Consider the following 13,487-nt stretch of genomic DNA (forward strand, 5'->3'; position numbering starts at 1 on the left):
CTACTTCAGAGATCAGCCTTTATTTCGTTTTAAGCGTACCTGTTTGTTTTCACAAACCTGACCATTGCACAATCAAGGCATTTGCATCTGCATTAAGAATAGCTTTTACACTGCTATCTACATCTTTTCCCACAGCTGCATTATTCAAATGTTTCACAAAGTCCTGCATATGCTTAGCTGCCTGATCTGGTCGGTTCATATCCAGTTTATGCTGCGCTTGCTTGAGGGCATTGCTCAATTGAGATGTTATTGCGTTGCTTAATAGAGCTTGATAGCGATTAAGCAACTGATTCATGGCGTCTATGCTGGTTGTCACATGGATTTGGAAATTCTTTTGCAGCGTATTCCCAGCTATATCTTGAGCTGTTATCGTTGCTGTATAAATGCCAACCTTTCCCACTAAATCGATAACTACGCTCGATCCCTTTGTCAAATCTAGGGCATAGACAGCACCGCTAACTGTAATCTGTGCAGAAGCTAATCCTGATAGATTATCGGAGACCTGGAAGGTTAAAGGCAGATTGTCATCAAAGGAGTCTCCCTCCTTTAACTCTTTACCATTTACGATAAGCTTAAAGCTTGGAAGTGTTGCGTCAACTTGGAATGACATCTGTTTAATTTCTTCAACATTGCCTGCCCTATCCGTTGAGTGGTACTGGATTGTATACGTTCCATCTTGAGGGAGTGTAAACGGTCCTGAGTAATCCTTCCAATCTGCCGTATCCCCTAGTGTGTATTCCGTCTTGACGACGCCGGATAAATCATCCGCAGCATTCAGCGTTACGATATTCGTCGTGTACCATCCATTGTTAGCCATACCTGCCAAACTAAATTCGGTTACCGGTTTGGATTGATCTAATAGGATGTTGACGGAATCTGACTTAGGTGATTCTACGGATACGCTGGTTGAAGTGACCTTATAAAAATATCTTACTGCCGGGTCAATTCCACTATCCGTGAAGGTCGTTGCTCCCCCCTGATAAACAGGCGCATAGGTTCCCTCTGCACTAGTCGATCTGTACAGCGTATAGGAGGTAGCTCCGATAGCTTTGTTCCACGATAGCGCAGCAGAATTAGATGTTGTTGAAACGATATGCAGCCCCATCAAAGGATCATGCGTTTGTGTATTGTCAACTATCATCATCCAGTTGATCAAAGGATCCTGTGATGCCGTATTTCTCACCGTTATCGTGATCGTGCCGTCCGTTACGTCAACAGAATTGCCATAGACCGTATTGGATATAAACGTGATCGCATTCTTTTTAACCCCATTGATATATAAGTCTGCCTTTCTGGAGGCATTATTCCATATATCATTAAAGCCTGTATACACCGTGTAGGAACCATTTTTCACCGTAAACTTGTAGGTCAAGTCCGTACCTGCAGGAGAATTACTTACATTTCCACCATTTAGATATCGGAGTGTTGAGAACATATCTCCACTGGCTGAACCTGCTGGATTTGAATTCGTTCCTACATAACCCCAAGGAGCTATATCTCCTGAATTATACGCCTGTTCAACAGCGTCCTTATTCATAAGTGTATCCTGCAGGTACGAGGTTATTAGGATATAATCACTCGTCGCATAACCACCGCTGTTTACGAAATAGATCGTCTTATCAGGAACGGCATAAATTTTAAAACGTAACGCTTTGTTGTTAAACTGCGGAAGTATAGCCTGTAACGTATAGACACCCGGAAGGGCAAATGTACTCGCCGTTATGGGCTGTGAATTGACTGACCAGGTGACAGATGTTGTGGTTGCAGCTGCAGCACCAGTTGGTATAACGTCTACCTGGTTCGGTAAATTCAGTAGGGATCCAGTTGCAACAACCTCAGGTAATTTAACATTGATGTCCATCTTACCCATACTGTTTAATAAATCTGTGTTCCAACTGCTGTACCATCTTATGGATATATCCGTACCTTGACCAAATTCAATAGGCAGCCATATATATTTGGCACCTCCATTTGTAGTAAATTGCCCGCCATTCCAATCGTCCCCTACATAGATGAATTTTCCTTTCGCAGGGTCAACTGGGATAACAGCGGTCGTTTGAGATTTAAAGGCGGTCTGTGGGTCAGGATCCGATGACGATGTTCTGACAAATGGATTAACCGGTGTTGACCATGGACCAAACATCGTATCTGCAACACTGAATTTATTTTCATTCGGAGACCATCCTGTTGCACCGGAGGTTAACAGGTAATACTTTCCATTAAATTTGAATACGGCCGGAGCTTCGCGCTGAGTACCCGGGAATACTCTTACATAATCTACGCCGTAAACGGCCTTATAGCTTGTATCGCGGACAGGATTGCCATTTGCGTCTACATGGCCGTCCTTGTGCCAACCAGCAACGTCTGAATAATCATCCAAAAGCTTGGAAATGTAGATCGTTAAGTTTTCTTCGCTGGAATAGATGAGGTATGCCGTTCCGTCATCATCCTTAAACACGTTCATATCACGTGCCATACCCGGGTTGCCAGGTTGATAATCGATTTGACCCGGTGGGCTTTGATCCATTCGATAGCTCTTCTGGTAGATGAATGGACCCGTAGGCGAATCACTTATTGCATAACCTGCTTGCGCTTTTCCGTAGTTAGCATTGTTATTATACGGGTCTTTATCTCCGTCAATATGAGCCCACATCACATACTTCTTGGTTTTATCATTATAAATTACTTTTGGTCTTTCAATAATTCTGCCCGTTCTTATATCTGCCCAGATGTTTAACGTATCGGTTCTACCGGTATAAAGCGCGGAAATCAAAGGATCGTTCGTAAAATCGTCCATCGATTTTACCATCGTTAGTGCCATACCTTCATCTGTCCAATTGTAAAGATCCGTAGAAGAGTAAACTCTCACTCCCGCTGAAGGCCATGCTCCCTTGTGGTATTCGCCATACCAGTAGTATTTCTGCGTGTGCTGATCAAACATGATACCTGATCCATGGGCATCAATCGGATTGCCACTGCGATCTGCCCAAACCGTATCAGGCGTAATCGCAGTTCTCACCGTACCTACACCCAGTGGATCGGATAAGGCTGATGTGATGCCATCTATTACCGCAACTAGTTTATAAAAGTACCCTGTGCCTTGCGTTAAGCCCGTATCGACAAACACTGTATTCGTACCACTGTAAATCTGGTTATAGGTTCCTGTAGAACTTGAGGATCTACTAATCTTATAGGTAACTGTTGTTCCTTCCACGTTGTTCCAGCTTAATGCTGCTGATGTATCAGAAACTGAAGTAGCTGCAAAGCTTGCAGGAGCATCATACTGGTAGGTAGTCGCTTGTACAGACGCTGGTGTTGATTCTCCAATCGTGTTATAAGCTGTTATACGATACTTATAGGCTGTGTTAGCTGTTAACCCTGTGTCTGAGTAGCTTAAAGCTGCTCCATCATACACCAAGGAGAACGTTTGACCTGCATCAGCTGACCTATATACCCTATAACTGGTAGCTTTAAGAGCTGCTGTCCAGCTCAAATTGATTTTTGAAGCATTTACGGCTAGGGCAGTTTGTCCCGTAGGTGCTGCAGGTGGCGCTGGTGTAGTCCGAATACTTAGTTCAGGTGACCATTGTGATTCCGTCAGTCCGCCATATACAAATGCTACTTTATAATAGTAAGCAGTATCAGAAAGTAACCCCGTATCCACAAAGCTGTTGGCTGTGCTATTGGAAACAAAGGTATAACCGCTGCCTGATGTCGTTGAACGGTAAATATTATAACTTGTTGCTCCATCTACCGGTAACCAATTTAATGAGATCGTAGAATTGGTTTGGGCGTTAGATTGAACGACGGAAGTATTTACAGCCGGCGCGTCTGTTACTTTAACATTATCCACATAAACAGACTGCCATTTATTTCTGATGCCTATTTTGCCACTTGAGAAAGTCGTATCCGTCGCACTAAAAACAAGCTTGTCACTTCCATTGTTTACGATGTAGCAGGTAATGTTATTGCCTACCAATGTCATCTTAAGTGTATACCATGTGTTTGGGTTCATGGCATAAGTAAGACTTTTTATAACCGTATCCGTACCGTTGATCCTTTTTGACAGAACCAACGTATTGGTCGTTTGCATTTGAAAATAATAAAAATTTCTATAGTCCTGAACACGTGCCAGAATTCCCGGATAAGCTCCGCCAGCACCTGTATAGAAACGCATGGTAACACTAGAATCCGTCCATGAAGCATCTCCTGCCGTTATGATGCCTTCCCCGGCGTCCGTCTGATTCAACATTTTATTACTGGCATCAGTCGGATCTGTACCCACTTTCCATGTTCCGGAGGTTGCTGTCCATGTCGGATTCGCCGTATAATCTCCATCCGTAAAATCATCTTGGAAATACACCACAGGTGCTGCAGGTGCCGCTGAAACGATTGTTTGATGTGTAAGATTAAGAAGCATGATGAAAGTCAACAGCAAAAGCCATCCTAACAGTTTGTGCTTTTTATGCATCATTTTCCGTCTCCTTTATGGTTGACTTGAGTGATGAGTTGGATCCTCCCTTACATCGAATTTGGCAACTTGATTTCATCACTGTAGCTTCAATTTTAGAAGTGAATTCCTTCCATGTGTAGTCAACATACCGTATAACACTGAACAAACCTTGGTTTCGTCGGATGAACAAAACCAACATTTATGAACTCTCTCGTCCTCCTTATGAAATTAGTCATGGATTCTATCATTGGACTTTTTTGCAAACACAAAGAGGTCGTGAAAAACCGTCTACCAAAGTCCTGCAAGGATGACAAAAAGCCCCCATCTCGTCACCAAGATGAGGGCTTAAATTCATGATACGAGCACATAATGTGGTCAGCCGTTCAGACCTTCCCTCATAGCCAAAAAAGGCTGTTCCCGAGTAGACGAATCTATTTGTGGGAACTGCCTCTTCTTCTTCGTGTATGATATTGTACCGAAAACCCCGCTCATGCCATACGCTAACGGAACGAGGATTCGCTATTTCGAGAATTTCTCACGATTTGGCCGGGTTGCGGAACGTGTGTGCGCTATTTTTTGGCTTTCATGTGCTTTTTGCGGTAAAAAGCCGAAATAGCGCACCTACGTTCCGTTTCAAGCTGAAATCAGGCGAATTTGACCAAATAGCGTACTGACGTTCCGTTATATGTGGCCGAGGCCGGCGGGGGAGGGATTTTGGGTTCGGGGTCGGGTTCATCACACCCTACACCGACAGCTTCTCCACCAATTGATGCGAAGCCAGCACGAGATCCCCCCGAATGTCGCAAGCATTCGGATCATCCAGCGAGTTCAAGAAATGCTGAACAACACCGGCGAAGCCTCTGCGCTCCAGCACCGTGTCCCAGCTGCCGAAGGTGCGCAGGCGCGGAGCGGCATTTTTCTCATAGAAGACTGCTGACTCTAGGTTCGTAACCTCGACGGATCTTCCACTGCCGTGCAGCTCCACTTTCTCCAAATCAACGCCAGCTAATCTTACCATACTGTAGGTACCCATGGCGGAACCGAATCCCAACGTCCCCGATGCGTGGAGCAGCTTCCCACTCTCATCCACCTGTTGATGAGAAGTCCGTACCTCGTAAGGACTCTCACCCAACCAAAGCAAAGTGTCCAGCATGTGAATCAAGTCGTCATACAGCGTTTCTTTGGCACCATGACCCTGCAGCTTTGTCCGGTGCTTCACAGCCGAGGCTGCATCAAACCCGCCCGCTTCCTGCAACCATTGCTTCGCTTCGATATATAGAGGCGCGTAGCGACGGTTGAATCCTGCTGCGAGCAGCACACCTTTTCGCTCCGCATACGAAGCCATCTCCACCGATTCCGCCCACGCATACGAGAGCGGCTTATCAACATAAACGGCTACGCCATGAGCCATACACTTCATCGCAATATCAAAATGCGTCGACGTCGGGCTATGTACAAATACAGCATCTAATCCTAGCGCCAGTAGCTCCTCGAGCTGTGTCGTCCCAAAGGGAATACGGTATTTCATTTTCATTCGTTCAACGGTTGCAGGCGTAGAGCTCATGATCCCTGCGAGTTCCACTTGCTCACTCACTGACAACAGCGGTAAATATACTTTCTGTGCGATATCTCCTAAGCCGATAAGGCCAATTCTTTTTTTAGACATGTTAAACGCCACTCCTAATTTGAGTTCGTAATACGAAACGCCCTACCCATAACCCAAGTAGGAGCAAAATAGCACCAACCAACGTGGAGACGCCATACACCTGCACCCACATGGGTTGATTAGCAATGAGGGCATAAATCTTCCCACCTGCAACAGGTCCCAAGAAAGCGGCGAAGCCAGTAATCGCCGAGTACGTCGCAATATACATCGGACGCTCACTCTTTGGCGTATCCCCTATCGTAAATGCAAATACCATTTGATTGAAGCCGCCTAAGCCAATGCCCAGTACAATATGCACGACATACAGCACTACGACTGCCGGAATGAAGGCGATCGCTCCCCATAATAGACAGGCTAAGGCAATAATCGGCAAGGACCATAGGAGCAGTGTTTGAGCAGAGAATCTCGCATTCAAATTTCCCCAAACATAATAGCTAGCCATCATAACTAAGGTATGTACAACCGTTATATAGGAAACAGTTCCATAGGAAATGTTCATCAGCTTGAGCATGACATAGGAAAAGAGCGGTACCGTCAACCCTTGAACGAAGAGGAAACAGGCCAGAAAAATAATTGCTTTTAGAAACGCACGGTCCATTAATGGCTTCCGGATCATACCCACAGGATTCGTTGCAGTCGACGGCTCGAAAGGCGGATTCGGATACATAAAGTACGCCATTACGTTGAAAACCACACATACACTGACGATCATAAAGATGTAGTTGAAGCCCTGTTCACCAGGGTACTGATCCAGTATTTGTCCGCCTACAAAAAGAGCCAGCGAGCTTACTCCCCCCAGTATGGTGTTGCGCAATCCAAAATAACGTCCGCGAATCGGTCCAGGCACCGCATCACTGATTAAGGAGGTCCATACAATCCCCCCAGCGGCATTTCCCAGATGAGCGGCCGTGTACAATATCATATACGTGACGACCCAATACTCTTGCGGTAAGACAAATGGGATTAACCCTACGCAGGCCCATAATATTCGATGAGAGGATCCGAAAATGATCAGCATGCGTTTACGATTTCGGAATTTTTGCATGACGACCGCCATTGCAATTTGAACGATGTTTACGACGGTAGTGATCGCTAGAATGAAGCCAATCTCTGTTGAGCTTGCTCCCAAGTAAATCAAATAACCTGTTAAGAACGGTCCGCCCAACAGTTGGAAAATAATAACGGCAGGAAAGCCTTCAAATGTCGCCACAAGTAAGCTTTTACGGTACGTGGACATTTTTTTCTTTGGCTTACGCACGTTCGGATCGAATAATTTCATAGGCATAAACCTCCTTTTGTCTGTCTAGCAAGGTTAGCAGGATCTAATAGTTTACAACCTATGGGTCGCTTATGGTAAAATAGTAGGGATAACCTAATCTATCATGTCAGGCGGGATCATCGTAAACTTATGAAACCTAAACTTTTGGGTCTACTTGCAACCTTGTTGCTCTTTTTGACTTTCATTGTACTCTCTCTTATGTTTCAGTCAACTACTTATTTGTATATTGCTAGTGTTTGCCCGCTTCTGGTTGTTCCGTTTCTACCTGATATACGCGCTAATCAATATATTAAGCCTAAGGCTAGCGGCGGCGTACGCCTCATTTCGATGGAAAATAAGGACAGCGGAGATTCCGACTTTATCGTTATTCTTTTTGATCCAGGCTATGTCAAATGGAACGGCGGCAACCTTTACTTCAATTTGGCAGATAAAATGAAAGATGTCTACGTGAAGCCGGATCCTTATGCGGCAACGCTTACCGTTTTAAAATATGATCTGCTCACGCATCGCCGCAAGAAGAATTGGATCGGCATTTCCTTATCTCAACTGCAGCAGCGCACGGAACAGCTCTCTTATACAACCAATGAAGTAAACCGTCTAATTATTCGTATTTCCGATATTCAAGATCTCCAGCAGAACAATTTTAAACAACCTGCCTCCATGGGGCAACAGGTTGGCGCTTAGCAGATAGCTGGAAAGTATAAAATCACCCAACGTTTAAGCTCTCCGCCTACATGCACTCAGGTAGGACAGAGGATGCTCAATCGTGGGTGATTTTTTTGATTTCAGAAAAGACTAACAGATTTTAAGGGAAACAACTCTTCATGAAAAAGACTAAACGAGCTGTTCGCAACACAAGTACTCGGCTAACGTTCGGACCATAACACCCGTTGCACCTTTGGGCTCAATGCCTTTGGCCGACCAAAGCCAGGCTGTACCACCTGTATCCAGATGAATCCACGGTGTTTCCTCGGCGAAATAGCCGATGAACAGACCAGCTGTTATCGCTCCTGCCCAGCGGTCGGAGGAGGTCGCGTTTTTGATGTCAGCTACATCACTCTTCAGCATCGCACGATACTCGGGGTAGTTAGGAAGCTGCCACACTTTCTCTCCTGCTGCTGATGCAGCTTGAAGAAATGGCTTCAAGAACTCGTCGTCATTCGTTACAGCGCCTGTTGCAATATCCGCAAAAGAAATCAGGATCGCGCCCGTTAATGTGGCTACGTCGATCAGCCGGTTCGCTCCTTGCGCTTTCGCGTAGGTAATTCCCTCTGCCAAAATAATGCGGCCTTCCGCGTCCGTGTTGAGAACCTCCACGGAATGTCCACTGAGCATCGTGACAATATCGCCCGGACGGTACGCCGTACCCGACGTCATATTCTCCGCTGATGGAATCACGACAACGAGATTTACCTTTGGTTTCAACTGGCCAACGACATGCATGGCTCCTAGCAGGGTGGCGGCTCCGCCCATATCGCTGATCATTTCTTCCATGCCGTCGGGCTTTTTCATCGAGATGCCGCCGGTATCGAAGGTCACACCCTTGCCGACGAGGCCCAGCACGTCAGCATTATCGGGATCACCCGTGTACCGCAGGGTGATCATGCGAGGCGGGTGGACGCTGCCCGCGCCCACCGCTGTGAGGCCGCCCATCCCGCGGGCGGCGATCTCGTGCTCATCCAGCACTTCGCAGGCGAAGCCATAGTGCTGGGCGAGTTGGACGGCTTCCTCTGCGAGGGAAGCCGGAACAAGCCTGTTGCCCGGGAGGTTCGTGAGATCCCGGGCATAGTTCGTGCCTTCCGCAACCGCCTCTGCGGCTGCGATCGCACTACTCAGAAGCGCTGCATCCGCAGCCGCTTCTGTGAGCAACACCGCCTGGCGCAGCTCCGCGCGCGCCGGCTCGTTCTTGCGGTACGCCGCGATGCGGTACGTACCGAGGAGCAGCCCTTCGGTCAGCGCTGAGGCGGCTGACCGGCTGTCCAAGCCGCTTGGCAGCTTCAGCGCCAAGCGTTCGAACTGCAGCGCGAGCATCTGGCGCGCTGCAAAGACCGCGGCTGCGCGCAGCGTATCGCGCGTGCCTGCGGGGCCGAGCCCCGCAACGAGCACGTACGCGTACGGCAGCAGCCCGTGGGTCGGCAGCGCCTCGAGCTCGCCTGAGGCGCCCGTGAATTGGCCCTTTGCGCGCATGCGCTCAAGGGCCTGGTCGAGCTGCGGCTGGCCGAGGACGCCGTCCTGGCGCAGCTCCGCTTCCGTGAGGCAGACGAGAATTGCGTCTGCCCCTGTCGTGTTATCCATCAACGAGGTATAAACACGCGTTGTGATGTCGGTTATTTTTGTAAACATAGGAATTTGTCCCTGCCCTCATCCAAATTTCGAGTCTTATTTTTGATCCCCAGCTTCGATCTCCATCTACCTAATTAAGCTGTCGCCAACTGTTCTTCCCTAATAAAACGACGCTGCCTTCTGCACCACAGATTGCATCGGTAATTGGTACGGACATTTCGCTTCGCAAAGCGGAATCACTTTACAAGGGTCATGCTCTGCACAGCCTGTTATTTTATCCTTTTGCCGTTGAAAAAATCCATCACCCTTCGGCAACAACCCAAATTTCTCTCTGAACTTGCTTGCGATCATCACATCAGGAATCGAAATTTCCAGTGGACATGAGCAATAGTTACAGCGCCTGCAATCATGCTCACCCAGCTCGCGAGCCAGTTGCTCCAGCTCTTGACGTTCCTCAGGCCCAACTTCCATCTCTTGTGCAGCCAAATTTTCTTGCACTTCTTTGATGCTAACCATGCCAGAAATGGTCACATGCACATCTTGGCTATACGGATAGCGGATCGCACGATCCACGGGTTGAATGAATCCACCCGATAATGGTTTCATCGCAACCCTCATCAAGTCCATGTCGGACGCTTTGGGAATCAATTCGTCCAGTGCGAATGGCTGCGCCAAATTCAGATGAAATAAGATTTGCGAGAATTGCCCCTTCGCAATCCACTTCACAAGTAAATCTGGCCTATGTCCGGAAATGCCGATATATCGTACCTTTCCTTCTCGCTGAGCTTCCAAAGCAGCCTCATAGGCACCGCCAACTTCCATGGCCTTCTTGTATTCCGTCACATTATTCACATAATGAATTTGCAGCAAATCAACATGATCAGTCTTCATGCGCACCAAGCTTCGCTCAATTTCTGCTTTCGCAGTTGCATAATCGCGTGCACCTGTTTTCGTTGCTAGGAAATACTCCTGTCTCCGATGCGAGATACATTCACCTATAATTTCTTCGCTGTTCCTATAAGCTGCGGCTGTATCTATATAGTTAATGCCATGATCCAAGGCATAGTTAAGTGCTTCTCTTGCTTGCTCTAACGGAACACTTGGCAGATTCATTGCGCCGAATCCTAACGACGACACTTTATAGCCTGATTTCCCAAACGTCGAATATCTCAAGCCCAATTTCCCCCTTAGGTTGCTGTTATCCTACCAGATTAACTTCCACTTCAACATACTCTCCCACAATTTCTACTCTTTATCTTACTTTTTCCTGTGCACTCATCTTGCTCTTACTCTTGCTCCAACGCGTCAACTACCACTAGCAACTATTGTAATACAACTCGGTTCCACTTTCCATGCTGCGTAACAGGATGCTTACATACAAAAACACCTAAGGCATTCGCCTCAGGTGCTCTGCTAAATCAATCCTTCAGTCCATAATGACAAGAGATTACTGCCCTCTTTCCTCATTGTTATTACCACTGTCATCACGATCAATGTTCCCCCAGCCCCATGGAAGTCCAAAGAATCTCTTACTGTCATCCCTGGATTGCTGATTTGGCTTCGCCGTAGATTTACTTGTACTTGTCGGCTTCACTGTAGGCTTTGCGGTTGCCTTTGGTGTTGGGGTTGGCTTCTTCGTAGAGGATGGTTTCTTCCCATCGTCGTCATCATCCTTACGATCTGACTTTGGGGTCGATTTCTGATCATCCTTATCATTGTTATCATTGTTATCATTGTTATCTTTATTGTTTTTATCATTGCCGTTATTTCTATCGTTACTGCCATTCTTGCTATTATTGTCTCGATCATTTTTCGAGGTTGGCGTTGGTGTTGGTTTGCTCGTCACTTTGCCTTGCGTATTGATCCCCGAATTATTACCTTTGCCATTGTTATTTTTATTATTTTTATCATCATCTTTATTCGATGAACTACCTGCACTGGATTTTTCATTTTGAGCCTGTTGTACTCGTTCAGTGAACTTCCCAGATTTTTCGTCAGCAAGCAGTCTTTGCAAGGAAGACTTATCAATCGGTTTGTCTGGTTTAACGAATGTTTGAATACCGCCATTTTCCTTCGCAAGTTGATGAATCGAAGTACTTTTAATGTCATCCAGCGATACTTTCGCCCCGTTATCAATGGCATTTAAATAGATCGCATATTTCCCTGCTGAAACACCGCTTGCTTGTGCTTCCTGCCTTACCTCCTGCGGAGTAGCGAAGGCTTGAACCTCATAATTTTTCACTTGGTCCGGGTGGCTTTCCTCGATATGTTTATTTACTTGGGCCTTCAGCTTCGTTGCGATGGCTTCGTCGCTGACCGTTGTCTTAGACCCTACGACTGTTGAGGAAATGATAATATCCCCTTCCCCCTTAGCCAGTGCCCCCTGTTCGGCTTTATCCAGAATATCAGACGTTACGTCCTCTAACGATTTACCTTCAAACACTAAGGATTGAATTAAATTATCTCCGTCTGTATTTAGTCCGTGCAGGTCACGAACAATCTCATTATTATCAATCCCAATTTCAATACTTGGGTTAATGTCTATGGTCACGTACGCTACAACACTATTGCTTGGTACGCCTCCTGACAACGTTGAGACCAGAACGAAGCATACCACAATCGCTGCAGCTAAACCTGAAACGATGGCCATTTGCGGTATCCGTAATCGACGTTTCACTGGTGCGTAAAGAATCTCTTCTCCCAACTCACAGCTACGTGTCCCCCTTGGCAGCTTATCAAATCGCCCCTCTGAATTCATAACAATAATGGAGCTCTCGCTTAATTCCATTACGATCCCCTTGTTCATGCGCTGTTCTTCCTTTCATTCAACTTTCTTCATCACGAATATGTAAGTAATCCCGTAAATACGGATATGGTCCGTTAAAAATAAGTGCAATTGCAATGATATACTTACGATTTCGTTCCAAAGTTTTTCTAGATACCTGAACTTGCTCGAGCAGCTCTTTAATCGGTAGCTGTCGTTTCGTCAACAGAGTGCGCATAAGCTCTGAATCCTGTGCAAGTGTGCGGCCAATACCAAACAGCATCTGCCTTGAGTCGTCGTGCTTGGGGGAGGCTTCCGTCAACTCTGAGAAATTAATTTCAAAATCACTTAAACAGCGATTGAAATCAATAATTTCGCTTCGTCTTTCTTCTAAACCCTTCTGCTTCTCATAGGCTTCAATCGCTTGATGAACCTCAATTGGATTCATTAGGTTATCTTCATCATCTTCCTGATCAAACGAGCTGTAAGGGATCTGCCCTTTGAAGCGTTGCTCCTTACGAATAAAATCAATTAGCCTCCGCCTGATAACCGTCTCTGCGAAACCTAGGAAAGACCTTCCCATGACCGAAGAGTATTGGTTAATAGCTTCATTAAAAGCGGCTAATGCAATACTGAATTCATCGTCCCTGGCGGGATCTATAAATCGTTTGCAAAACCTGCTCGTAACTTTTGCTACATATGGCTGATAGTCCGCAATAAATTGATTCCTTAGTCGTAGGTCTCCTGCTTGAATTTGATGTATAGTGACCTCGAGTGAAGAGGCTTGCGGTTCATTTTTTCCGTGGGACTCATTCTTTCCCAGAAACTTTTTGAATAGTACCAGTAGCACCTTTCCACCTCACAGTATAGTAGTTTCGTCCCTATGTATAGCAATTCGGGGGGTACACATGATTAAAATTACAAATAATTTGCTGATTCATTATAACATAGATCTCTAAATGAGCACCTACTGGCAAATAAACCCTTGGTTACGGTTTCAATTACTTTATCAATCCTTTATAATATTAAGAAAACATATATC

At 46.1% G+C, this 13,487-nt stretch carries 8 protein-coding genes; 1 reads left to right on the forward strand and 7 read right to left on the reverse strand.

Features of this window, described 5'->3' with window-relative positions; genetic code table 11:
- Positions 1–49: 49 nt before the first annotated feature.
- The 3 genes from AC58P7_RS21340 to AC58P7_RS21350 form a co-directional block, all read right to left on the reverse strand.
- Positions 50–4,471, reverse strand: coding sequence for an OmpL47-type beta-barrel domain-containing protein (locus AC58P7_RS21340; RefSeq protein WP_497346402.1), 4,422 nt, complete (start codon positions 4,469–4,471; stop codon positions 50–52).
- Positions 4,472–5,195: 724 nt separating this feature from the next.
- Positions 5,196–6,119 (reverse strand): Gfo/Idh/MocA family protein, encoded by a 924-nt coding sequence (locus AC58P7_RS21345; protein WP_497346404.1) that lies wholly within the window; start codon positions 6,117–6,119, stop codon positions 5,196–5,198.
- A 1-nt stretch (position 6,120) separates the two neighbouring features.
- Positions 6,121–7,398, reverse strand: coding sequence for an MFS transporter (locus AC58P7_RS21350; protein ID WP_497346406.1), 1,278 nt, complete (start codon positions 7,396–7,398; stop codon positions 6,121–6,123).
- Positions 7,399–7,527: 129 nt separating this feature from the next.
- Here AC58P7_RS21350 and AC58P7_RS21355 point away from each other — a divergent pair, with 129 nt between their 5' ends.
- Positions 7,528–8,082: a hypothetical protein gene (locus AC58P7_RS21355; RefSeq protein ID WP_497346408.1), complete on the forward strand. Its 555-nt coding sequence runs from the start codon at positions 7,528–7,530 to the stop codon at positions 8,080–8,082.
- Between the two features lie 150 nt (positions 8,083–8,232).
- Here AC58P7_RS21355 and AC58P7_RS21360 read toward each other — a convergent pair whose 3' ends face one another.
- The 4 genes from AC58P7_RS21360 to sigI all read right to left on the reverse strand — a co-directional run bounded on the left by AC58P7_RS21360 (position 8,233) and on the right by sigI (position 13,295).
- Positions 8,233–9,741 (reverse strand): leucyl aminopeptidase, encoded by a 1,509-nt coding sequence (locus tag AC58P7_RS21360; RefSeq protein WP_497346410.1) that lies wholly within the window; start codon positions 9,739–9,741, stop codon positions 8,233–8,235.
- Between the two features lie 99 nt (positions 9,742–9,840).
- On the reverse strand, positions 9,841–10,854 hold the full coding sequence (locus AC58P7_RS21365) for an aldo/keto reductase (protein ID WP_497346412.1): 1,014 nt from the start codon (positions 10,852–10,854) through the stop codon (positions 9,841–9,843).
- A 274-nt stretch (positions 10,855–11,128) separates the two neighbouring features.
- Complete coding sequence (locus AC58P7_RS21370) at positions 11,129–12,487, reverse strand: anti-sigma factor domain-containing protein (protein ID WP_497346414.1); 1,359 nt, start codon at positions 12,485–12,487, stop codon at positions 11,129–11,131.
- Positions 12,488–12,506: 19 nt separating this feature from the next.
- Positions 12,507–13,295, reverse strand: coding sequence for an RNA polymerase sigma factor SigI (sigI, locus tag AC58P7_RS21375; protein ID WP_497346416.1), 789 nt, complete (start codon positions 13,293–13,295; stop codon positions 12,507–12,509).
- Positions 13,296–13,487: the final 192 nt, after the last annotated feature.

This window comes from Paenibacillus sp. J22FR5, assembly GCF_059691975.1.

Excerpts from the sequence above, each read along its gene's own strand:
- AC58P7_RS21360 (WP_497346410.1), bottom strand. The coding sequence starts at position 9,741 with ATGTTTACAAAAATAACCGACATCACAACGCGTGTTTATACCTCGTTG.
- AC58P7_RS21345 (WP_497346404.1), bottom strand. The coding sequence starts at position 6,119 with ATGTCTAAAAAAAGAATTGGCCTTATCGGCTTAGGAGATATCGCACAG.
- AC58P7_RS21340 (WP_497346402.1), bottom strand. The coding sequence starts at position 4,471 with ATGCATAAAAAGCACAAACTGTTAGGATGGCTTTTGCTGTTGACTTTC.
- AC58P7_RS21350 (WP_497346406.1), bottom strand. The coding sequence starts at position 7,398 with ATGAAATTATTCGATCCGAACGTGCGTAAGCCAAAGAAAAAAATGTCC.
- AC58P7_RS21370 (WP_497346414.1), bottom strand. The coding sequence starts at position 12,487 with ATGAACAAGGGGATCGTAATGGAATTAAGCGAGAGCTCCATTATTGTT.
- AC58P7_RS21355 (WP_497346408.1), top strand. The coding sequence starts at position 7,528 with ATGAAACCTAAACTTTTGGGTCTACTTGCAACCTTGTTGCTCTTTTTG.